Consider the following 21,093-nt stretch of genomic DNA (forward strand, 5'->3'; position numbering starts at 1 on the left):
ACATCAACGCAACAGCGACCGCGGCGAGCAGGCAGCGGGAGCACGATCTCGAGGAGAACCCCATGTACACCTTCCAGACCCCGCAGCCGATCGCCGTCACCGTCGACGTCCTGGCCGCCGACGTCACCGTCATCGCCGCCGAACGCACCGACAGCGTCGTGCTGGTCCGGCCGGCCGACGCCGACAAGAAGGCCGATGTGCGCGCCGCCGAGCAGACCGTCGTCGAATTCGAGGCGGGCACCCTGAGCGTGATCACCCCGAAGAACTGGCGCAGCCACACCCCGTTCGGCGGCAACCCGCGCATCGAGGTGACCATCGAGGTGCCCGTCGGCTCGGAGCTGACGGCCACCAGCGGCGTCGGCCGCGTGCTCGGCGCCGGCGAGCTCGGGCACTGCGATCTCACCGTGTCGCTCGGTGACATCATCGTGGAGCGCCCGCAAGGTTCGGTGACCGCCAAGACCGCCAAGGGCGATATCCGCATCGGCGCCGCCACCCGCGGCGATATCCGGTTGGAGACCTCGGTCGGCGAGCTGGAGATCGGCATCAACCCCACCAGCGTCGCCCAGCTGGACACGGCCGCCACCGTAGGCGCGGTGCGCAACACCATCGCGCCCGTCGTCGCCGAGCCGGTGGACACCGTGCAGGTGTTCGCGCGCACCACCCAGGGCGACATCGTCATCCGGCACGCCGTCGCCGCCTGAGCCGGGCGTGACCGTGCCGGAACTCCAGGTAGATCGCGAACGCTGTATCGGCGCGGGCATGTGCGTGCTGACCGCGCCCGCGGTGTTCGACCAGCACCCCGACGACGGCCGGGTACTGCCGCCGGCTTCCGCTCCCGACGCGGAGTGGGAGCCGGCGGTCGCCGAGGCCGCACTGCTGTGCCCCTCAGGGGCCATCACTCTCATCGACCGCGACTAGATCCCGATTCTTCTCTCCGACAAGGACATCCGATGACCGACACCGTCTCCGCCCCGCACGGTCTGCCGCAGCAGCGCGACGCGGGCCCGTTCGATCCACCGAGCGCGATCACCCGGTTGCGTGCGGCCCGCCCGGTCAGCCCGCTGCTCTTCCCGGACGGCCACGAGGGCTGGCTGGTCACCGGTTACGAGGCAGTCCGCGCGCTGTTGGCCGACACCCGGTTCAGCTCCCGCCAGGACCTGGACATCATGCACATCCCGTACGAGACCCCGGGCATGCCGTTTCCCACCGAGCCGTCGCCGCAGATCCCCGGCCTGTTCATCTCCATGGATCCGCCGGACCACACTCGGTTGCGGCGCAAGCTCATCGGCGCGTTCACCGTCCGCAGGATGCGCGCGCTGGAAGAACGCATCGCCGAGATCGTCGAGGAGCGTCTCGACGCCATGGCTGCGCTCACCCCGCCGGTCGATCTGGTCGCCGAATTCGCGCTGCCGGTGCCGTCGCTGGTGATCTGCGAAATGCTCGGCGTGCCCTACGAGGACCGCGCGAACTTCCAGGCCAACTCCGCGCAGTTCCTGGTCAAGGAACAGACGGTGGAGGAGAAGATGGCGGCCTTCGGCGCGATGCACACGTACCTGGCGCAACTGGTCGCCCGTAAACGGGCCGAGCCCGGTGAGGACATCCTGTCCGACCTCGCCCGCGACGAGGATCTCGGCATTGATGAGCTCACCGGTATCGCCTTCCTGCTGCTGCTCGCCGGTCACGAGACCACCGCGAACATGCTGTCGCTCGGCACCTTCGCGCTACTGGAACACCCAGACCAACTGGCGCTGCTGCACGCCGAACCGGAGCTGATCCCCGACGCTGTCGAGGAACTGCTGCGCTATCTGTCGGTCGCCGACATCTTCTATCGCTACGCCACCGAGGACATCGAGCTGTGTGGTGAAACGATTCCGGCTGGCTCCACCGTCGTCGTCTCGCTGCTGGCTGCCAACCGCGACCCGATGCGATTCGAGGAACCCGACCGGCTCGACATCCACCGCAAGGCGCGCGGTCACGTGAGCCTCGGGCACGGGATGCACCAGTGCCTCGGCCAGCAGCTGGCCCGGATCGAGATGGCCGCGGGCTTCGCCGGCCTGCTGCGTCGCTTCCCGACGCTGTCGCTGGCCGTGCCCGCCGACCAGGTGCCGCTCCGAACCGATATGAACATCTATGGCGTGCACGAACTTCCGGTCACCTGGGAGGTCGGGTAGCGACGTTCCATGAATCGGCTCGTCGCACCGGCATCCGGGTTCCGCGCCCGGATGCCGGTCTTCGTCGTTCCTCTCGAAGAGGTGCAGGCGGACGGCATTGGCCGCGGTGTCGAGCGATCGATCTAGGCCGAACGCGGTATCCGGTACTCGGTGCCGATCACGTCCGCGTAATGGCCCATCAACTCTTCGCAGATCGCCGGCCAGGTGCGGTGCAGCACCGATTTCCGGGCCGCACCGGCGAAGCGGGCGCGCAGCACCGGATCACGCAGGGCCGCGACGGCGCTCGGCAACAGTTCGCTGAACCGATCCACCGGCAGCAGATACCCGTTGCGGCAGTGCGCGATGAGGTCGCGCGGGCCGCCGGCATCGGGTCCGATCACCGGAACCCCCGAGGCCAGCGCCTCCTGCACTCCCTGACAGAAGGTTTCGTGTTCGCCGGCGTGCACCATCACATCCAGGCTCGCGTAGGCCTGGACCAGTTCGGCACCGCCGAGTTCCCCGGTGAACACCGCGCCCGGCATCAACCGGGTCAGCCGGGAGCGTTCGGGGCCGTCGCCGACGATCACCAGCTGGATATCCGGATCGTGCGCGAGCGCCGCCAGCCGCTCGACATGCTTCTCCGGCGCGAGCCGTCCGACGAAGCCGACGATCAGCTTCTCCGGGCCGGCCCATGACTCTCGTAGCGCCGCTCGCCGCGCCGACGGCGTGAACCGTCCGATATCCACCCCGCGACCCCACCGATGCACCCGCGGAATGCCGTGCCGAGCCAGATCCGCCGCCGCGGCCGACGACGGCGCGAGCGTACGGGCCGCGCCCTCGTGAATCCGCCGCGTCCATGCCCATGCCGCGCGACTGGCCAGCCCGAGCCCATAACTCTTCGCGAACCCCGCGACGTCGGTCTGATACACCGCCACCGCGGGCAGATCCAGCCGCAGCGCCGCCCCGAGCCCACCGGCGCCGAGCAGGAACGGCGAGGCCAGGTGCACCACATCGGCGTCGAAATCGGCGATGGCGCGCACCATGCCCGGTTGCGGCAGGCCGACGGGCAGGGAACTGATCTTCGGCACCATCACCGCGGGCACCCGGTACACCGGGAACCGCCCGTGGAAGCGCGGCGCGGGCGGCTGCCCACGCAGCGTGTCCGGCGCGATGATCAGCGCGTCGTGCCCGTGCTGGTCCAGATGATCGAGAACCCGGAGCACGGAGTTGACGACACCGTTCATATTCGGCAGGAAAGACTCCGACACGATGGCTACGCGCACGTCTCCAGTGTGATCGGTGGCGCCGTCAGCCCAGTCACGCCGACATGACACCCACGCGAAGTTCCGGCGAACACCTCTCAGACCTTCGCGGTCGCCACCTCGACCGGCCTGCGTTCGGTTCGCCGCAGAATCCACAGCGTGGGCAGCGCGAGCGCCCACGTCACCGCGATCACCGACAGCGCGGGCGGTATCGCGACCCGTACGTCGCGTCCGGCGACCCGCACCAGGTCGGGATCGGCCCGGTTGTATTCGACGTTGATGTGCTCGCCTTTGGTGAGGTTGGTGGGGTAGAGCACCCCGACCTTCGGATTGTGCGTCACACCATCGGGCGTCACATACTTCACCGCCGAGCGCAGCCGGCCAGCCGAGATCACTTCACCGGTGGTGCGGCCCATATCCGAACTGATCAGATAGTCGTTGCGCCAGGCCGCCAGCACCAGCAGACCTATCAGCACACTGACCACGATGGCGGCGGTGAGTACCGCGATCCGCGCCCGCCGCAGGCGTACCGGGCGCCCCTCCGGCTGACTGGTTTCCGACACCGCCACAGGTTACTGGCCCGCCGCACCGCGTGCCCGTCCGCCATGTGCGGCCGATGCCGGGCCGGGCGAGCCGGGGTCGGCTACCGTGACGCCATGTCCCGAAAATTCAGCTTCACGGTGCCCTACACCGTTCCGGTGGAGGACCTGCACCGGGCACTCACCGGCGACGAGCTGTGGCAGGCCCGCTTCGCCGGCGCCGAGACCGCCACCCTCGATCTGGCCCACCCCGGCGGCGAGGGCACCATCCGGCTCGCGATGAGCGAGAAGATCCGTCCCGACAAGATTCCCGGCATCGTGCGCAAGGTGCTCAAGAGCGATCTGGTGGTCTCCCGCACCGACACCTGGCAGCCGCTGACCGGCGAGATCGCCAAGGGCAGCTTCGAAGGCACGTCCAAGGGCGTCAACTCGGAGATGTCGGGCACCTATGAGCTGCGGCCCACCGCCGAGGGCAGCGAAATCGAGGTCGTCGGCACCGTGAAGGTGAAGGTTCCGCTGGTCGGCGGAGCCATCGAGCCGCTGGCCGAACAACTGCATCACCGCGTGCTCGACAGCGAGCGCAAGTTCATCGAGAAGTGGTTCGCCGGGCAGGCCTCTGCCTGATCCGCGAGGTGGATGCACACCGTGCTGGCGTGCATCCACGTCACGCGCCTACGGCGCGAAATCGCTCGGGTCGTAATCCTTCTTCTGCACCAGCACCAGCCAGTTGCCGGAGTTGTCGCGCATCACCGCTTCGACGCCGTAGGGGCGGTCCGAGGGCGGCTGCACGAACTCCACGCCCTTGGCCGACAGTTCCTCGTAGGCCTTCTGGCAGTCGTCGGTGGCCAGGCCGAGCGCGCCGTGCGTGCCGTTGGCGAGCGCGCGCCGGGTGGCTTCGGCGAGGTTCTCGTCCAGCGGCGGGCCCGGCACCATCAGCGTCACTTCCAGTTCGCGATGGTCGGGGTGGGCGATGGTGAGCCAGCGGAAACCACTGTCGCCCATCGTCACATCGGCGGTCTCCACGAAGCCGAGCTTGTCGAGGTACCACTGCTTGGCCGCGTCCATATCGGTCACGTACACCGTGACCAGCGAAACGTGCGTAATCGGAGTCATGAGCTCAGGCTATGTGCGCGCACACCGCGGCGGCTTCTCCGAAATTGCGGCGTCACCGTTCCTTGTCCGGCCGGGGTGCCCGATCGGACAAGCCGTGCATGAACACGTAGCAACCCGGAATCCGTGGCGCGCCGTCGGCGGCGAACTTCGCCTGATACGCCGACGGCGACATCCCGACCAACTCGGTGAACTTCCGGGAGAACGATCCGAGGCTGGTGTAGCCGACGAGCATGCACGCCTCGGTCACCGTGACATTCGTGGCGCGCAGCAGATCCTGGGCCCGCTCGACGCGTCGCTCGGCCAGATACACCGCGGGCGTCTTGCCGTAGGTCGCGGCGAAACAGCGCAGGAAGTGATACTTCGACACACCCGCGGCGGCGGCAAGGCCGTCCAGATCCAGCGGCTGGGCGTATTCACGGTCGGCGAGATCCCGTGCCCGCCGCAGATGCGGGAGCAGATCCTCGGGCACCGGTCGCGGCGTCACCGTTCCACTGTAGGGCGGCGCGGGTCCGCACGCGGCCCCGGCCCGCTCGATGCGGCGATCAGCAGAACGGTGGCCGCTCGTCGAAACGCCGCGACACCCGCCCGGCCATCCGCCAGGCCCGCGCGACCAGATCCACGTCCTCGTCGGTGACCAGATTGCCCATCACCCGAACCGCGGTGCGCTGCAAGAACTTCGACCGCATCACCGGCGGCCCGCCCATCGGCACCATGCGCGGATGGGTGGCCAGGCCCGCGATCCGGCGCGCCACCGAATACGTGCGGCCGTAGCGGGCCCGCAGCAACTCCGGCCACACCGTGCTCAGATCCGGTTCGTCGAGCAGATCGGCGAGCATGTGCCCGCCTTCGAGCCCGTAATCGATGCCTTCGCCGTTGAGCGGATTCACACAGCCCGCGGCGTCACCGACCAGCACCCAGTTGCGGCCGGCGATATTCGACACCGCGCCGCCCATCGGCAGCAGCGCCGACGCCACCGCCCGCAGCGACCCGCTGAACTCCCATTCCTCGTGCCGCAACGCTGTGTAGTGCTCCAGTAGCGGCTTCAACGCGATATGCGAGGGACGCTTCTCGGTCGCCAGCGAACCGACCCCGATATTGACCTCACCGTTGGCCAGCGGGAACACCCAGCCATACCCGGGCACCAGCGAACCGTTCGCGTCCCGCAATTCCAGATGCGAGGTGATCCACTGATCGGCCGAACGTCCGGAGCTGATGTAGGCGCGGGCCGCCACGCCGTAGGCGTACTGCCGATGCCATTCGCGGCCGAGGATCTTGCCGACCGGCGAACGCACACCGTCGGCGACGACGAGGGTCCGGCAGCTGATCGACCGCGTGCCCGCCCCGGTACGCACCGTCACGCCGGTGACACGCTCACCGTCGCGGGTGACGTCGACGACCTTGGCGCCCTCCAGCATCCCCGCCCCCGATTTCACCGCGGTCTCGCGCAGCTTGTCGTCGAGTTCGGTGCGCGGAACGGCACTTCCGTAGGTGGGGAACGATCCACCCGGCCACGGCAGCAGTTCCTCGCGCCCGAAGCCGGTCATCCGCAAACCGTGGTTGACGGTATGCGCGCGCACCCAGTCGCCGAGCCCGAGATGCTCCAATTCGGCGGTGGCGCGCGGGGTCAGGCCGTCGCCGCAGGTCTTGTCGCGCGGGAACACCGCCGAATCGACCAGCAGCACATCGCGGCCGGCTCGTGCGGCCCAGGTCGCCGCCGCCGATCCGGCCGGTCCCGCCCCGACCACGACGACATCGGCGTGCGCGGGGACCGCGCCGTGTGTCTGCTCGTCACCGCCCGCTGGTGTGACATCCGGTGCACCCATGGACCCATACTCGCAGCGCGGCCGCACCGGTGTCGACGCCGGTGCCGTGTGACATGCGGCGGGGTGGCGGACTCGGCCGCCGACGCACCGCCGGGCTCACCGTCCGTCGCCCGGTCCGGTATGCGAAGGTGTGCGGTGCGCCCCAGCGGATATTGCCGGGAGTGACGGTGTTCATGGGGTTATCTACCGTGGACACGCTAGGTTCTTTGACCGTGGGTCGGACGCATCGCTGGGAGAAGAAATGAGCACATCTGCTGTGAGCGACGAGAGCACGGTAGTGGCAGGGGTGGATCTCGGCGATTCCGAACTCGCCGCCACGGTGCGTAACGGCCTGGCGGACGTCGAAAAGCTACTGATCGAGGAGCTGTCCGACGGTGCGTCCTTCCTCCAGGAGGCCGCACTGCACCTGGCCAAGGCCGGCGGTAAGCGGTTCCGTCCGCTGTTCACCATCCTCACCGGCCAGCTCGGCCCGCGCCCGACCGACCCGGACCTGATCACCGCGGGCACCGTCGTCGAACTTGTGCATCTGGCCACCCTCTACCACGACGACGTGATGGACGAGGCCACCATGCGCCGCGGTGCGCCGAGCGTGAATTCGCGCTGGGGCAACAGCATCGCGATCCTCGCCGGTGACTATCTGTTCGCGCATGCCTCCCGGCTGGTGTCGACCCTCGGCCCGGACGCGGTGCGGATCATCGCCGAAACCTTCGCCGAACTGGTCACCGGCCAGATGCGCGAGACGATGGGCGCCGCCGAGGCCAAGGATCCGGTCGCCCATTACCTGCGCGTGGTGTGGGAGAAGACCGGTTCGCTGATCGCGGCCGCCGGCCGATTCGGCGGCACCTTCTCCGGCGCCGACACCGAACACGTCGAGCGGCTGGCCCGCCTCGGCGACGCCGTCGGTACCGCCTTCCAGATCTCCGACGACATCATCGACATCTCCTCCGAATCGGCGCAATCCGGCAAGACACCCGGCACCGACCTGCGCGAAGGCGTGCACACCCTGCCCGTTCTCTACGCCCTGCGCGAGGAGGGCCCCGACGGTGACCGGCTGCGTGCCCTGCTGGCCCGCCCGCTGGAGACCGACGCCGAAGTCGATGAGGCGCTGGAACTGCTGGGCCGTTCCCCCGGCATGACCCAGGCCAAGCAGAAGCTGCAGGAGTACGCCGACCTCGCCTACGCCGAACTCTCCGCGCTGCCGCCGGGCCCCGCCAACGACGCGCTGGTGCGGCTGGTCCGCTACACCATCGAACGAGTGGGCTAGGCCCTCGCCGCGGCGCACCCGGAACTCCGGCAGCGCCGCGATCGTTGCCATTCTGTAGCACTCGAACTGCTGGATTACGTGAAGATCAGTAGCAGTCGAGCAGCGTTGTGCGCCGTCGGGCGGCGCGGAAATCCATACAGGACGGGGGAGCGGCGAGGAGACGTATGCACGGGCATGGGTATGCGAACGGGATCAAGACCTTTGGTTTGATGGTCGGACTATCCGCGCTGATCGTGTTCGCCGGGGCGATGTTCCGCAGCCCGACGATCCTGGTCATCGCGATCCTGCTGGCCGTCGGCATGAACGCCTACGCCTACTTCAACAGCGACAAGCTGGCGTTGAAGGCCATGCACGCCCAGCCGATCAGCGAGCTGGAGGCGCCGGTCATCTACCGGATAGTGCGTGAGCTCGCCACCGCCGCCCGTCAGCCCATGCCGCGGCTCTACATCAGCCCGACCAACGCCCCCAACGCCTTCGCTACCGGCCGCAGTCCCCGCCACGCGGCGGTGTGCTGCACCAGCGGCATCCTGCAGATCCTGGACGAGCGCGAGCTGCGCGCGGTGCTCGGACATGAGCTCTCGCACGTCTACAACCGCGACATCCTCATCTCCTCGGTCGCGGGCGCACTGGCCGCCGTCATCTCCGGTCTGGCCAATCTGGCCTTCTTCGCCACCGCCTTCGGCGGCAACCGCGAGGGTGGGCCCAACATCATCGGCGTGATCTTGGTCTCGCTGCTCGGCCCGATCGCGGCCACCCTGATCAAGCTGGCCGTCTCGCGCTCACGCGAATACCAGGCCGATCAATCCGGGGCCGAACTCACCGGCGATCCACTCGCTCTGGCCTCGGCCCTGCGCAAGCTGGAACGCGGCGTCCAAGCCGCCCCGCTGCCACCGGAACCGCAGCTCACCGCCCAGTCCCATCTGATGATCGCCAACCCGTTCCGCCCGGGCGAGCGCGCCGCCCGCTGGTTCTCCACCCACCCGCCGATGGCCGACCGCATCGCCCGCCTCGAAGAGCTGGCCGGCCGTCCGCGCGGCTGACCTCGGCGCGCAATTCCCGCTGGGCCTGCTCGGCCCCGAAGCTGGGCGTGACGAAGGACTCGCCCCGGCGCCCGGGGCGGTGACCTCGGCTAGCGGTAGTTGACGAACTGCAGGGCGATGCCGAAGTCCTCGCTCTTGAGCAGCGAGATGACGGCCTGCAGGTCGTCGCGCTTCTTGCTGCTCACGCGCAGCTCGTCGCCCTGGATCTGGGCCTTGACGCCCTTGGGGCCCTCATCGCGGATCTTCTTGGAGATCTTCTTCGCGTGCTCGGTGTCGATGCCCTGCACCAGCGAACCGGTGATCTTGTAGGTCTTGCCGGATACCACCGGCTCGCCGGCGTCGAACGCCTTGAGCGAGATATCGCGGCGGATCAGCTTCTCCTTGAACACCTCGAGTGCGGCCTTGACCCGCTCCTCGGCCTCGGCGCTGATCACGATCTTGTCCTCACCGGACCATTCGATCGCCGCACCGGTGCCGCGGAAGTCGTAGCGGGTGTTCAGCTCCTTCTCCGCCTGATGCAAGGCGTTGTCGACCTCCTGGCGATCGACCTTGCTGACGACATCGAAAGACGAATCGGCCACACTGCGCTCCTGTCCTGACGGTCCGGCGTTCGAGGTCGCGCCGGATGGTTCGCCGCACCCACCTAGTTCTACCCGGCCGAACGAGATTAGTCCCCGGACGCGGTCTGTGTCGCCGCAGGCAGGGGCGAGCCGGTCGAACCATGCCGCTGTACAGCCGGTTTGCATTCCGGGTGTGGGTTCGTTGTATTCTGCTCTGCGCGCCGAGAAGCGCGACGGCAGGTTGCCCGAGCGGCCAATGGGAGCAGACTGTAAATCTGTCGGTGAAAGCCTACGTAGGTTCGAATCCTACACCTGCCACCGAGAACCCCCGTGGATCGAAAACGATCCGCGGGGGTTCTTCCGTTTCCGGGCCGGCCGGTGCTGCGCGCGAGGCCACGGCTGGGCCCACGAGATCGGAAATACCCGCTCTGACCAGCCGGTTTGGTGCATAGACGGGTGAGTGTGTAACCTCGTTCAAGACTTCGAAGCGCCGGGGTCACGGAAAGTCGGGTCACGGTGCGTAAGAGGTCATGCCCCCTTAGCTCAGTCGGCAGAGCGTTTCCATGGTAAGGAAAAGGTCAACGGTTCGATTCCGTTAGGGGGCTCGCCGGATTGCCGGTGGTGACCGACTCGGCATCGCTCCCCGCTCGGAGGGGCTGGGCACGGCACCGTAAGGCAATGCGACCCGTGGCGGTGTAGCTCAGTCGGTAGAGCAAACGACTCATAATCGTTGTGTCGCCGGTTCAAGTCCGGCCATCGCTACCACAACCGATCAAGCCCAGTTCCGGAAAGAAGGCATATCGTGGCCGCGAAGTCCACCGATGTCCGGCCAAAGATCACCTTGGCCTGCGAGCAGTGCAAGCACCGCAACTACATCACCAAGAAGAACCGGCGTAACGACCCGGACCGCTTGGAGCTGAAGAAGTTCTGCCCGAACTGCGGCACGCATCGGGCGCACCGCGAGTCCCGCTGAGCCAACCACGCGTGTAGCTACCGCGTGCATCGGCGCCGGGACCTCGATTCCGGCACCAGCCGGAACACAACCGCCGTGACACAAGCATCGGGCCGGACCTCGCGTCCGGCCCGACTGCGTTGGCACGGTGCATCTGGCCAGCGGTGGTCTACGCTCCACCGACTCCGCAGACGGGGTCAGATAGGTACAGTCCTCCCGTGACAATGAACACCGGTACAGACGAAGCGGTCGCGACGGGCGAAAGTTTCGACCCCGCCGAACACGCGGCGGCCATGGTCGGTCACCACTACCGCGTCGACGACTACTACGAGGTCGGCCGCGAAAAGGTCCGCGAATACGCCCGCGCCGTGCAGGACTACCACCCGGTGCACTGGGAGGAAGACGTCGCGCAGGAGTACGGCTACGACGGCCTGCTCGCGCCGCTGACCTTCATCTCCCTGGTCGGGATCCTGGCCCAGCGCAAGCTGTTCGAAGAGGTCGTCACCGGCTACGACCTGAGCCAGATCATGCAGACCGACCAGATCCTGGAATTCCACCGGCCGATCAAGGTCGGCGACCAGCTGACCTGCGACGTCTACCTGCACTCGTTCCGGCAGGCCTTCGGCGGCGACATCATCGTCACCAAGAACATCGTCACCGATCAGCGCGACGAGCTGGTGCTCACCACCTACACCACGCTGATCGGCCGCAGCGGCGGCGATATCGACCCGAACCTGGCCGGCGCGGTTCGCAACGTGCTCATGCACGGCCTCGGCGAGGAGACCCCGCAGCATCACCCGCGCACCGTGCCCACCTCGGCGCCCGCGCCGGTGCCGACCGCTCCCGACGTCGCGCCGAGCAAGCACGCCATCGCCTTCGACTCGATCAGCGCCGGAGACGAGCTGCCCCCGCGCACCGTCCGGCTGACCCGGGGCGACCTGGTCAACTACGCCGGTGTGTCCGGCGACGCCAACCCCATCCACTGGAGTGACGAGGTCGTCAAGCTCGTCGGCCTGGACAACGTTGTCGCTCACGGCATGCTGACCATGGGCCTCGGCGGCGGATTCGTCACCTCGTGGCTCGGCGATCCCGGTGCGGTCAAGGAGTACAACGTCCGCTTCACCAGCCCGGTCTACGTGGGTGTGGACGAACCGGCCGAGGTGGAGTTCACCGGCAAGGTGAAATCGGTCGATCCCGAGACCAAGACCGCGGTCGTCGCCATCGTCGCGAAGTCGGCGGGCCGCAAGATCTTCGGGCGCGCGACCGCCACCGTGCAGCTGTCCTGACCTGGTTCGTGGGGGCCGGATTGGCTAATGCCACCGGTCTTCACGTACACTCGGGTTTCTGGGGTCACCAGCCGATGCGCGCTGCTCTGCAAGGCTGGTTCCAGGCGGCCCGGAGCCCAGCTCCGGAACTTCCGCTGACGGGGCCGGCAACTGCCGGAGCGGCGCGCGTGTTGTGTGGCACCAGGACAACTGAATACAGCACATGTGGCTGGGCATCAGCACCACCGTCCAGCCGAAGGGGCGTAGCTCAATTGGCAGAGCAGCGGTCTCCAAAACCGCAGGTTGCAGGTTCAAGTCCTGTCGCCCCTGCCCTGGATGCCAGCGATGAGAGAGGGTTCTGACGTGAGCGACGAGCGGGACACTCGCGACGACGGCGATGGCACCGCCGCGGCGAGTCGGCCGAGCGGCAAGCGGTCCGCCCGGCGGGCCCGCACCGGTTCGTCGTCCTCGTCGGCCGATAACGGCGCGGTCGCCACGATCGACCGCCCGCGCAAGGCAGCCAAGACCTCCGATCGGGCCGAACGCAAGAAGCCGGGCAATCCGTTCAAGCGTTTGATCAAGTTCCTGCGTGAGGTGATCGCGGAACTGCGCAAGGTGATCTGGCCCAACCGGAAGCAGATGGTCACCTATACGAGCGTTGTTCTGGTGTTCGTGGTCTTCATGGTCGCGTTCATCGCGGGATTGGATGTGGCGTTCGTCAAAGGTGTCGACTGGCTGTTCGGTTAACGAACGCCGCCGGAAGCCGACCCCGGGACGGGACGGACGGACCATTTTCACCGTGTCCGGCCCCGGCACGCAGAGGATTTACGTGACGACACAGGAAGCGAGTGCCCCAGTGAGCACCCCGGAGAACGACACAAACGACGAGTTCCCGGTCGACGACGCGGTGGCCGAGTCGGCCGCCGGCTCCGTCGAGGAATCCGCCGACGAGTCCGTGGCCGTCGACGAATCCGCGCCCGCTGACGAGGCCGCCGCTGCCGAGGAAGCCCCCATCCACGAGGCCCCGGCCGATCCGGTGGAGGAGATGAAGGCCGCGCTGCGTCGCGCGCCCGGCGAGTGGTACGTCATCCACTCCTACGCGGGCTACGAGAACAAGGTCAAGGCCAATCTCGAGACCCGTGTGCAGAACCTCGACCTCGAGGACTACATCTTCCAGGTGGAAGTGCCCACCGAAGAGGTCACCGAGATCAAGAACGGCCAGCGCAAGAACGTCAACCGCAAGGTGCTGCCCGGCTACATCCTGGTCCGCATGGAACTGAACGACGAGTCCTGGGGCGCGGTGCGCAACACCCCCGGCGTCACCGGCTTCGTCGGCGCGACCTCCCGGCCTTCGCCGCTGACCATCAACGACGTGGTGAAGTTCCTGGTGCCCGCCTCGCAGCAGAAGAAGGCGCCGGCCGCTGCTGCCGCTGCCGCCTCCGCCACTCAGGAAGCCGCCACCGAGGCCGTCGCCAAGCCGGTCATCGAGGTCGATTTCGAGGTCGGCGAGTCGGTCACCGTCATGGACGGCCCGTTCGCGACGCTGCCCGCCAGCATCTCCGAGGTCAACGCCGAACAGCAGAAGCTCAAGGTGCTGGTGTCGATCTTCGGTCGGGAAACCCCGGTCGAGCTGGCGTTCACCCAGGTCGCGAAGATCTGATCAAGGGGCCGTGCACCGGCCCCACATGATCGCGCGCGCGGCGATCCCGGTAAGGTGTCAGGGTTCGCGCGCGAGCCGGTGCAGTACTACCGGATTCGTCGGGCGGTGCCGGGCGTGCCCGGCTGCGGGTTCGCGCCCGCGACAGGCTTACGGCAACCGTAAGGAACCGAAACCAAGGAAGAAAGATGCCCCCCAAGAAGAAGAAGCTCGCCGGGATCATCAAGCTGCAGATCCAGGCCGGCCAGGCGAACCCGGCCCCTCCGGTCGGCCCCGCGCTCGGTCAGCACGGCGTCAACATCATGGAGTTCTGCAAGGCGTACAACGCCGCGACCGAGTCGCAGCGTGGCAACGTCATTCCGGTCGAGATCTCGGTGTACGAGGACCGGACCTTCGACTTCAAGCTGAAGACCCCGCCCGCCGCCAAGCTGCTGCTCAAGGCCGCAGGCGTGCAGAAGGGCTCGGCCGAACCGCACCGCAACAAGGTCGCCACCGTGACCATGGACCAGGTGCGCGAGATCGCCAAGACCAAGCAGGAAGACCTGAACGCCAACGACATCGAGCAGGCCGCGAAGATCATCGCGGGCACCGCTCGTTCGATGGGCATCACGGTCGAGGGCTGAGCGTCAGCTCCCTGCAACTGGTGGGAGGGCCGGCCAGGCCCGATAACCACTTCTGAACCACAGCTAAGGACAGAGAAAACATGGCAAAACGAAGCAAGGCGTACCTCGCCGCGGCCGAGAAGGTCGATCGCACCAAGCTCTACTCCCCGCTGGCCGCCGCGCGGCTGGCCAAGGAGACCGCCACCACCAAGACCGACGCGACCGTCGAGGTCGCCGTTCGTCTCGGTGTGGATCCCCGTAAGGCCGACCAGATGGTCCGCGGCACCGTCAACCTGCCGCACGGCACCGGTAAGACCGCCCGCGTCATCGTGTTCGCGGCCGGCGAGAAGGCCGCCGAGGCCGAGGCCGCCGGTGCGGACGCCGTCGGCGCCGAGGATCTGATCGAGCGGATTCAGGGCGGCTGGCTGGACTTCGACGCCGCGATCGCCACCCCGGACCAGATGGCCAAGGTCGGCCGCATCGCGCGTGTCCTCGGCCCGCGCGGTCTGATGCCGAACCCGAAGACGGGCACGGTCACCACCGACGTGACCAAGGCCGTCAACGACATCAAGGGCGGCAAGATCAACTTCCGCGTCGACAAGCAGGCCAACCTGCACTTCGTCATCGGCAAGGCATCCTTCGACGATGCCAAGCTGGTGGAGAACTACGGCGCCGCGCTGGACGAGATCCTGCGTGTGAAGCCGTCGACCGCCAAGGGCCGCTACGTCAAGAAGGTGACGGTCTCGACGAACACCGGACCGGGCATCCCGGTGGACCCGAACCGCACCCGCAACCTCCTCGACGAGGACGCGTAAGCAGCACCTGAGCACCACCGAAACGGCGGGAACGCGATCTGCGTTCCCGCCGTTTCGGCGTTCACCGGCCCTACGCCCCGGCCGCCGAGCGGGCCGCGGCGACCGATTCTGCGGTCGCGCGGATGCTGAGAGAGAATAGGGGTGTGAGCGACGGACTCAGCACAAGGATCAGACATCGGCCCGGTGCGCCGGCCGATGTCGCGGCACCAGGCGGCTGCTAGCTCGATGTCGGATCAGGAAGTACCGGACCAGCGGTCCTCGAAGGTCGTTCCACTCCCGCGGCGCCCGCGGCGGGTGGCAGAGGCCGCTCCACCGAAAACGTGGCGTCCGGAATTCGGCGCGTCGTACGACCCGGCGCCGACCAGGCCGGTCCTGCGGTCGGAGTTGCAGGGCGAAACCGGAGCGTGGCCGGTCGGCTCGTGGTCGGCGAGCCCGACCGACTCACCCGGCACCGGTCGGGCAGGTAGCGTCGTCGATCTCGACGAGCTGCGTCGGAAGCGGTCCGGCGATGACGCCGGAGCCACCGGACACCGGCGCCTGCCCAAACCCCGCCGAATCGGCGAACGATCCAGCGACGACAGTGCGAAGGACAGTCACCGCGACGATGACTCCGGTTCTGCCGGCACCCGTGCCGGGCGGCACCGCAAGTAACCAGACTCCGGTGACGGAGGCCGGCCGGGAGAACCCACCGGCCACCCACACCTGCCGACCGGTCCGCTCAGTCCGACTCCGCCTTCCCGCGCCAGCCGAGCAGCACCGAATCACCCTCCGGCACACCCCAGGGCAGAAAGATCGCGACGATCACCGCGCAGACCACCACCGCGCCCGTGGCCACCAGCGAGGCGGCATGTGAGCCTTCCAAGCAGGCGGTCTTCATCGCGGTGATGATGTTCTCGCGCTGCGAGTCGAAGAACGGCGTCAATTCCCGTTTGCGCATCTCCAGCACGCTCAACGGGGTCGACTTCGCGAAGTCCTTCTCGTTGTCCGACATCAGCGTTCCTGGCACACGGTCGATCAGCGGCGCCACCTTCGTCGTGTAGTACGAGGCGACGATCGAGCCGAGCACGGCCACGCCGAGCGTGCCGCCGAATTCGCGGGTGGTGTCGTTGACCGCGGAGCCGGCGCCCGCCTCGTTCAACGGCAGCGACGACATGATCGATTCGGTGGCGGGCCCCTGCACGATGGCCAGGCCGAGTGCCATCGACACCATCGACGGCAGCACATCGGTGAGATAGCCGCTGTCGACGGTCACCTGACCGCCGAGATAGAGCCCGAGCCCGGTGAGCAGCAAGCCGAACACGATGACCGGGGTGGTGCCGAGGCGTTGCGCGAGCAGGGTGGCGACGGGCGCGCCGATCGCGACCGAGAACGCGAAAGGCAAGGAGGCGATACCGAATTCGAGCGGTGTGTATTCGCGAACCCCCTGGAAATACTGGGTGATCAGGAACAGGAAGCCGAACATCGAGAAATAGCCGACCGCGATGGCAAGGGCGGGCAGCGAGAATCGTCGGTTGCGGAACAGGCGCATATCGAGAATCGGTGCGCCGGTGCGCAATTCCCAGCCGATGAACGCGGCGAGCAGCGCGAGGCCACCGGCCGCCGCGGTGAGCGTCGTCGCCGAGAGCCAGCCATAGCGCGGGGCTTCGATGATGGCCCACACCAGCAGGGTGATACCGGCGATGGACAACGCGATGCCCGCCAGGTCGAGCCTGCCGACCTCCGCCGACCGTGATTCCGGCACCCACAACACGGTGGCTATCAAGGCCACGAGGGCCACCGGCACGTTGATCCAGAAGACGGAGTGCCAGGAGAAATGCTCGAGCAGCCAGCCGCCGGAGATGGGTCCGATCGCGATGGCGAAGCCGGCCATGGCGGTCCAGGCCGCGATGGCAAGGGCGCGTTCCCTTCGGTCGGTGAAGATATTGATGATCAGCGCCAATGTCGCCGGGAACACCGCGGCGGCGAACACCCCCATGGCCGCACGGGCGGCGATGACACCGTCGAGCGAACTCGACAGCGCACCGACCACCGACATCGCACCGACGCCGACCAGGCCGATCATCATCACCCGGCGGCGCCCGTAGCGGTCGCCGAGATTGCCGAAGGCCAACAGCAGGCCGGCGAAGGTGAGGGTGTAGGCGTCGACCACCCATTGCAGGCCGCTGACGCCGGTGGACAGTTCGACACCGATCGACGGAAGGGCCACATTGACGATGGTGTTGTCGAGTACGACGAGCAGTTCGGCGAGGCAGATCACCGCGAGCGCGAGGAATCGGTGCGCACGTCGTTCCAGCAGCACCGGTGGATCGACTAGTGAGGTTGTCATGGCGAGCAGCGTATGTAGTAACAGTTACTTCAAGTAACACTTATGCTCTGCGATCCTGCTCACCTTGCGGGTCGAATGTGATGCACGACACTGAAATTGACTGATTCGCGGGCTCAGTGGACCCCGTTTTGCCAGATGGGGGACCTACCGGTACTCTGAAGCGAAGTTATCGACGTGTTCGATCGCTACCCAATCCGTTCTACCGAAGACCGTTGGTCGCCGTTCCCGCATGGGTTCGGTCGAAGGTCCGGCATCAGCCGGCGGCCCACGCAGGGAGAGCCGAGGCTGGGAGTCGACCACGGGCCCCGGCCCGGATCGGTTCATCCTATTGCGCCCCGGAACGCTCTGCGTCCGGGGCGTTTGTTGTTTCGCCACCTCAGGTCGGTAGTTCGGGTCCGAACCGACATCAGAGAGGAGGCGAAGTATGGCAAAACCCGAGAAGGTCACCGCGGTCGCGGAGATCGCTGAGCAGTTCAAGAGCTCGACGGCCACCGTCGTCACGGAATACCGTGGCCTGTCCGTCGGTGCCCTCACCGAACTGCGCCGCGCGCTCGGTGCCGACGCCACGTACTCCGTCGCCAAGAACACCCTGGTCAAGCGGGCTGCCGCCGAGGCCGGTGTCGAGGGCCTGGACGACTTGTTCGTCGGACCGACCGCTATCGCCTTCATCCAGGGCGAGCCGGTCAACGCGGCGAAGGCGCTCAAGACCTTCGCCAAGGATCACAAGGCGCTGGTCATCAAGGGCGGCTACATGGACGGCAACGCGCTGTCCGTGTCCGAGGTCGAGAAGATCGCCGACCTGGAAACCCGCGAGGTGCTGCTGGCCAAGCTGGCCGGTGCGCTGAAGGGCAACCTGGCCAAGGCCGCAGGCCTGTTCAACGCTCCCGCGTCGCAGGTGGCCCGCCTGGCCGCCGCGCTCGAGGACAAGAAGCGGGCCGAAGGCGCCGAATAAGCGCCACCAACCCCCGCGGCGTGAGCTCAGGGGCCGGAGGCGGAAGCGGAGCGTAACCACGCAGGCCCCGTGAACGCCGCAAATCAAACGGGCGCGATCCGCGTCCGACCCAGACATCATCCACCGAAAGGAAACAACAATGGCCAACGTTGACGAACTGCTCGAGACCTTCGGCAACATGACCCTGCTCGAGCTGTCGGACTTCGTCAAGAAGTTCGAGGAGAAGTTCGAGGTCACCGCTGCTGCTCCGGTCGCCGTCGCCGCCGTCGGTGGCGCCGCTGCCGGTGGTGCCGCCGAGGCCGAGTCCGAGCAGGACGAGTTCGACGTCATCCTCGAGGGTGCCGGCGACAAGAAGATCCAGGTCATCAAGGTGGTCCGCGAGATCGTCTCCGGCCTGGGCCTGAAGGAAGCCAAGGACCTGGTCGAGGGTGCCCCGAAGCCGATCCTGGAGAAGGTCGCCAAGGACGCTGCCGACGCCGCCAAGGAGAAGCTGGAAGCGGCCGGCGCCTCGGTCTCGGTCAAGTAATTTCCGAGCGAAACGCCGTAACGGGCGGTCCCATTTCCTGGGGCCGCCCGTTCGTGTTCTCCGGCCACCTGCCGGGGTCGGCCGAATAACCGGACCGTTCGGGGGTTACTCTTCGGTCAGGTTGGGGTGTGCGACGACATGCCCATGCGATAGAGTGACCGAACCCACTGTGACGTGACACACCGCGAGGTCGAGCCCGCGGTTCGCCGGTGGGGCGGCTCGCTGAGAAATGTGGAGGTTGGCGTGGGCGTCGAGGTCAGGACCGAAGGCATTACCAAGTCCTTTGGTTCCCAGCGGATTTGGCAGGACGTTTCGATCACCCTGCCCGCCGGGGAGGTCAGTGCGCTGCTCGGCCCCTCCGGTACCGGTAAGTCCGTCTTTCTGAAATCGCTGATCGGTCTGCTGCGCCCCGAGCGCGGCTCGATCTACATCGACGGAACCGATATCACCACCTGCTCCAACAAGGAGCTCTACGAGATCCGCAAGCTGTTCGGCGTCCTGTTCCAGGACGGCGCACTGTTCGGCTCCATGCATCTGTTCGACAACGTCGCCTTCCCGTTGCGTGAGCACACGAAGAAGTCGGAGTCGGAGATCAAGAAGATCGTCATGGAGAAGATGGAGATGGTCGGTCTCCTCGGCGCGGAGTACAAGCTCCCCGGCGAAATCTCCGGCGGTATGCGCAAACGTGCCGGCCTGGCCCGCGCGCTGGTGCTCGACCCGCAGATCATCCTGGTCGACGAGCCCGACTCCGGTCTGGACCCGGTCCGCACCACCTACCTGAGCCAGCTGCTCATCGACATCAACGCCCAGATCGACGCCACGATCCTCATCGTGACCCACAACATCAACCTGGCCCGCACCGTGCCCGACAACATCGGCATGCTGTTCCGCCGCCAGTTGGTGATGTTCGGCCCCCGCGAGGTGCTGCTCACCTCCGACGAGCCGGTGGTCAAGCAGTTCCTCAACGGCCGCATGATCGGCCCGATCGGTATGTCGGAGGAAAAGGACGAGGCGCAGATGGCCCGCGAGCAGGCCATGGTCGACGCCGGTCACCACCACGGCGGCGCCGAGGAGATCGAGGGCATCATCCCGCAGATGAAGGCCCAGCCCGGTATGCCGGTGCGCCAGGCGGTGCACCGCCGCAAGCAGCGGGTGCGCGAGATCATGCACACCCTGCCGCACGCCGCGCAGGTCGCCATCCAGCAGTCGCTGGAGGAGAACGATGACACCCAGGTGATGTCCTACGACACCGCCCAGCTCTCGCAGGGTGGCCCGTACGACGCCACCGTGCCGCATCACCAGACTCCGAACAGGTAGACCACACCCCCTCGAATACCGCGCCGGATCACCGGCGCGGTATTCGTCTTTTCGGCGCCTGGTCGCCGATAAACCCCGCGACACGGCGGTTATGCGGGACTGTCGCAAGGTGTAACGCAGGTAACATCGGCCATCGTGAACCCAACGCTCGCGCGTTTACGGACTCCGGTCGAGTCCGGGTTCGCTCAGGCCGGGAAGATCTTCGCGCTGTTTCTCGATGTGGCGCGCAAGGTATTTCGCCGGCCCTTCCAATGGCGCGAATTCATCGAGCAATCCTGGTTCATCGCCAGCGTGTCGATTCTGCCCAGCGCGTTGGTGGCGATTCCGTTCGGCGCGGTCGTGGCGTTGCAGACCGGCTCACTGATCAAACAGCTCGGCGCCGAATCGTTCACCGGCGCGACCAGCGTGCTCGCGACCGTGCAGCAGGCGGCGCCGGTGGTGACGGCATTGATCATCGCGGGCGCGGCCGGCTCCGCGGTGGCCGCCGACCTGGGCTCGCGCACCATCCGCGAGGAGATCGACGCGCTGGAGGTGCTCGGCGTCGATCCGGTGCAGAAGCTGGTCGTACCCCGGGTGCTCGGCATGATGCTGGTGGCGCTGCTGCTCAACGGGCTGGTGTCGGTGGTCGGCATCGCCGGCGGCTATTTCTTCAATGTCTTGTTGCAGGGCGGCACACCGGGCGCCTATCTCGCGTCGTTCTCGGCGCTGGCCCAGCTGCCCGATCTGTGGATCGGTGAGATCAAAGCCGCCGTTTTCGGGCTGATCGCGGGCGTGATCGCCGCGTACAAGGGGCTGCATCCCAGCGGGGGACCGAAAGGAGTCGGCGACGCGGTGAATCAATCAGTGGTGATCACGTTCCTGGTGCTTTTCTTCGTGAACCTGGTGCTGACCTTGATCTATTTGCAGATTGTTCCCGCAAAGGGCTCCTGA

At 67.1% G+C, this 21,093-nt stretch carries 23 protein-coding genes and 4 tRNA genes; 20 read left to right on the forward strand and 7 right to left on the reverse strand.

From position 1 onward, the window contains the following. The first annotated feature begins 62 nt into the window (after positions 1–62). Genes AC5W7N_RS08025 through AC5W7N_RS08035 form a run of 3 tightly spaced genes read left to right on the forward strand, consistent with a single transcriptional unit; the run spans position 63 to position 2,171 of the window. The gene (locus tag AC5W7N_RS08025; protein WP_163810110.1) at positions 63–701 is read left to right on the forward strand and encodes a DUF4097 family beta strand repeat-containing protein; all 639 of its coding nucleotides are present in this window, start codon (positions 63–65) and stop codon (positions 699–701) included. A gap of 7 nt (positions 702–708) precedes the next feature. Further along, complete coding sequence (locus tag AC5W7N_RS08030; RefSeq protein WP_194991270.1) at positions 709–918, forward strand: ferredoxin; 210 nt, start codon at positions 709–711, stop codon at positions 916–918. A 32-nt stretch (positions 919–950) separates the two neighbouring features. Beyond that, entirely contained in the window at positions 951–2,171 is a 1,221-nt protein-coding gene (locus AC5W7N_RS08035; RefSeq protein ID WP_495923459.1) for a cytochrome P450, read from the forward strand. A 122-nt stretch (positions 2,172–2,293) separates the two neighbouring features. Here AC5W7N_RS08035 and AC5W7N_RS08040 read toward each other — a convergent pair whose 3' ends face one another. Beyond that, positions 2,294–3,433 carry a glycosyltransferase family 4 protein gene (locus AC5W7N_RS08040; protein ID WP_495923460.1) on the reverse strand — a complete coding sequence of 380 codons (1,140 nt, stop codon included), beginning with the start codon at positions 3,431–3,433 and terminating at the stop codon, positions 2,294–2,296. A 77-nt stretch (positions 3,434–3,510) separates the two neighbouring features. Then, the gene (locus tag AC5W7N_RS08045) at positions 3,511–3,975 is read right to left on the reverse strand and encodes a DUF3592 domain-containing protein (RefSeq protein WP_163810104.1); all 465 of its coding nucleotides are present in this window, start codon (positions 3,973–3,975) and stop codon (positions 3,511–3,513) included. Positions 3,976–4,068: 93 nt separating this feature from the next. Between AC5W7N_RS08045 and AC5W7N_RS08050 the strand changes: the two genes are divergently transcribed. After that, entirely contained in the window at positions 4,069–4,575 is a 507-nt protein-coding gene (locus AC5W7N_RS08050) for a DUF2505 domain-containing protein (RefSeq protein ID WP_130917954.1), read from the forward strand. 48 nt (positions 4,576–4,623) lie between these two features. On the opposite strand, the gene AC5W7N_RS08055 is transcribed toward AC5W7N_RS08050, so the two are convergent. From AC5W7N_RS08055 to AC5W7N_RS08065, 3 genes are all read right to left on the reverse strand, one after another. Continuing rightward, entirely contained in the window at positions 4,624–5,064 is a 441-nt protein-coding gene (locus AC5W7N_RS08055; protein ID WP_194991267.1) for a VOC family protein, read from the reverse strand. A 52-nt stretch (positions 5,065–5,116) separates the two neighbouring features. Then, positions 5,117–5,533, reverse strand: a complete 417-nt coding sequence (locus tag AC5W7N_RS08060; protein WP_163810525.1) for a helix-turn-helix transcriptional regulator — start codon at positions 5,531–5,533, stop codon at positions 5,117–5,119. 73 nt (positions 5,534–5,606) lie between these two features. Continuing rightward, on the reverse strand, positions 5,607–6,887 hold the full coding sequence (locus tag AC5W7N_RS08065) for a geranylgeranyl reductase family protein (protein ID WP_495923461.1): 1,281 nt from the start codon (positions 6,885–6,887) through the stop codon (positions 5,607–5,609). A 241-nt stretch (positions 6,888–7,128) separates the two neighbouring features. Here AC5W7N_RS08065 and AC5W7N_RS08070 point away from each other — a divergent pair, with 241 nt between their 5' ends. Both AC5W7N_RS08070 and htpX read left to right on the forward strand, forming a co-directional pair. Continuing rightward, complete coding sequence (locus tag AC5W7N_RS08070) at positions 7,129–8,151, forward strand: polyprenyl synthetase family protein (RefSeq protein WP_163810100.1); 1,023 nt, start codon at positions 7,129–7,131, stop codon at positions 8,149–8,151. Between the two features lie 164 nt (positions 8,152–8,315). Then, entirely contained in the window at positions 8,316–9,191 is an 876-nt protein-coding gene (htpX, locus tag AC5W7N_RS08075; RefSeq protein WP_163810098.1) for a zinc metalloprotease HtpX, read from the forward strand. A gap of 89 nt (positions 9,192–9,280) precedes the next feature. Here htpX and AC5W7N_RS08080 read toward each other — a convergent pair whose 3' ends face one another. Next, complete coding sequence (locus AC5W7N_RS08080) at positions 9,281–9,772, reverse strand: YajQ family cyclic di-GMP-binding protein (RefSeq protein WP_495923462.1); 492 nt, start codon at positions 9,770–9,772, stop codon at positions 9,281–9,283. Positions 9,773–9,986: 214 nt separating this feature from the next. Here AC5W7N_RS08080 and AC5W7N_RS08085 point away from each other — a divergent pair. The 10 genes from AC5W7N_RS08085 to rplA all read left to right on the forward strand — a co-directional run bounded on the left by AC5W7N_RS08085 (position 9,987) and on the right by rplA (position 15,042). Next, positions 9,987–10,069, forward strand: a tRNA-Tyr gene (locus AC5W7N_RS08085). 214 nt (positions 10,070–10,283) lie between these two features. After that, a tRNA-Thr gene (locus tag AC5W7N_RS08090) sits at positions 10,284–10,356 on the forward strand. Between the two features lie 84 nt (positions 10,357–10,440). Continuing rightward, positions 10,441–10,516, forward strand: a tRNA-Met gene (locus AC5W7N_RS08095). A 37-nt stretch (positions 10,517–10,553) separates the two neighbouring features. After that, entirely contained in the window at positions 10,554–10,724 is a 171-nt protein-coding gene (rpmG, locus tag AC5W7N_RS08100) for a 50S ribosomal protein L33 (protein ID WP_011211653.1), read from the forward strand. 203 nt (positions 10,725–10,927) lie between these two features. After that, on the forward strand, positions 10,928–11,989 hold the full coding sequence (locus AC5W7N_RS08105) for a fused (3R)-hydroxyacyl-ACP dehydratase subunits HadA/HadB (RefSeq protein ID WP_163810521.1): 1,062 nt from the start codon (positions 10,928–10,930) through the stop codon (positions 11,987–11,989). 236 nt (positions 11,990–12,225) lie between these two features. Further along, positions 12,226–12,298, forward strand: a tRNA-Trp gene (locus tag AC5W7N_RS08110). 33 nt (positions 12,299–12,331) lie between these two features. After that, complete coding sequence (gene secE / locus AC5W7N_RS08115) at positions 12,332–12,715, forward strand: preprotein translocase subunit SecE (RefSeq protein ID WP_163810093.1); 384 nt, start codon at positions 12,332–12,334, stop codon at positions 12,713–12,715. 109 nt (positions 12,716–12,824) lie between these two features. Then, positions 12,825–13,628 (forward strand): transcription termination/antitermination protein NusG, encoded by an 804-nt coding sequence (gene nusG / locus AC5W7N_RS08120; RefSeq protein ID WP_194991155.1) that lies wholly within the window; start codon positions 12,825–12,827, stop codon positions 13,626–13,628. Positions 13,629–13,813: 185 nt separating this feature from the next. Then, positions 13,814–14,248: a 50S ribosomal protein L11 gene (gene rplK, locus AC5W7N_RS08125; RefSeq protein ID WP_014353103.1), complete on the forward strand. Its 435-nt coding sequence runs from the start codon at positions 13,814–13,816 to the stop codon at positions 14,246–14,248. An 80-nt stretch (positions 14,249–14,328) separates the two neighbouring features. After that, positions 14,329–15,042, forward strand: coding sequence for a 50S ribosomal protein L1 (gene rplA / locus AC5W7N_RS08130; protein WP_036540481.1), 714 nt, complete (start codon positions 14,329–14,331; stop codon positions 15,040–15,042). 718 nt (positions 15,043–15,760) lie between these two features. Here the strand turns inward: rplA and AC5W7N_RS08135 are convergent. After that, complete coding sequence (locus AC5W7N_RS08135; protein WP_194991154.1) at positions 15,761–17,368, reverse strand: MFS transporter; 1,608 nt, start codon at positions 17,366–17,368, stop codon at positions 15,761–15,763. 424 nt (positions 17,369–17,792) lie between these two features. Between AC5W7N_RS08135 and rplJ the strand changes: the two genes are divergently transcribed. From rplJ to AC5W7N_RS08155, 4 genes are all read left to right on the forward strand, one after another. Then, on the forward strand, positions 17,793–18,320 hold the full coding sequence (gene rplJ, locus AC5W7N_RS08140; RefSeq protein WP_014353098.1) for a 50S ribosomal protein L10: 528 nt from the start codon (positions 17,793–17,795) through the stop codon (positions 18,318–18,320). Positions 18,321–18,459: 139 nt separating this feature from the next. Beyond that, entirely contained in the window at positions 18,460–18,846 is a 387-nt protein-coding gene (rplL, locus tag AC5W7N_RS08145) for a 50S ribosomal protein L7/L12 (RefSeq protein ID WP_014353097.1), read from the forward strand. A 243-nt stretch (positions 18,847–19,089) separates the two neighbouring features. Beyond that, positions 19,090–20,163 carry an ABC transporter ATP-binding protein gene (locus tag AC5W7N_RS08150; protein ID WP_280211884.1) on the forward strand — a complete coding sequence of 358 codons (1,074 nt, stop codon included), beginning with the start codon at positions 19,090–19,092 and terminating at the stop codon, positions 20,161–20,163. A gap of 135 nt (positions 20,164–20,298) precedes the next feature. Continuing rightward, entirely contained in the window at positions 20,299–21,093 is a 795-nt protein-coding gene (locus AC5W7N_RS08155; RefSeq protein ID WP_036540477.1) for an MlaE family ABC transporter permease, read from the forward strand.

This window comes from Nocardia sp. CDC519 (assembly GCF_059509835.1).

What these genes read in the sequence shown, in the direction of transcription:
- AC5W7N_RS08025 (WP_163810110.1), top strand. Translation starts at nt 63, where the DNA reads ATGTACACCTTCCAGACCCCGCAGCCGATCGCCGTCACCGTCGACGTC.
- AC5W7N_RS08035 (WP_495923459.1), top strand. Translation starts at nt 951, where the DNA reads ATGACCGACACCGTCTCCGCCCCGCACGGTCTGCCGCAGCAGCGCGAC.
- AC5W7N_RS08050 (WP_130917954.1), top strand. Translation starts at nt 4,069, where the DNA reads ATGTCCCGAAAATTCAGCTTCACGGTGCCCTACACCGTTCCGGTGGAG.
- AC5W7N_RS08055 (WP_194991267.1), bottom strand. Translation starts at nt 5,064, where the DNA reads ATGACTCCGATTACGCACGTTTCGCTGGTCACGGTGTACGTGACCGAT.
- AC5W7N_RS08065 (WP_495923461.1), bottom strand. Translation starts at nt 6,887, where the DNA reads ATGGGTGCACCGGATGTCACACCAGCGGGCGGTGACGAGCAGACACAC.
- AC5W7N_RS08070 (WP_163810100.1), top strand. Translation starts at nt 7,129, where the DNA reads ATGAGCACATCTGCTGTGAGCGACGAGAGCACGGTAGTGGCAGGGGTG.
- htpX (WP_163810098.1), top strand. Translation starts at nt 8,316, where the DNA reads ATGCACGGGCATGGGTATGCGAACGGGATCAAGACCTTTGGTTTGATG.
- AC5W7N_RS08105 (WP_163810521.1), top strand. Translation starts at nt 10,928, where the DNA reads ATGAACACCGGTACAGACGAAGCGGTCGCGACGGGCGAAAGTTTCGAC.
- rplK (WP_014353103.1), top strand. Translation starts at nt 13,814, where the DNA reads ATGCCCCCCAAGAAGAAGAAGCTCGCCGGGATCATCAAGCTGCAGATC.
- rplA (WP_036540481.1), top strand. Translation starts at nt 14,329, where the DNA reads ATGGCAAAACGAAGCAAGGCGTACCTCGCCGCGGCCGAGAAGGTCGAT.
- AC5W7N_RS08135 (WP_194991154.1), bottom strand. Translation starts at nt 17,368, where the DNA reads ATGACAACCTCACTAGTCGATCCACCGGTGCTGCTGGAACGACGTGCG.
- rplJ (WP_014353098.1), top strand. Translation starts at nt 17,793, where the DNA reads ATGGCAAAACCCGAGAAGGTCACCGCGGTCGCGGAGATCGCTGAGCAG.
- rplL (WP_014353097.1), top strand. Translation starts at nt 18,460, where the DNA reads ATGGCCAACGTTGACGAACTGCTCGAGACCTTCGGCAACATGACCCTG.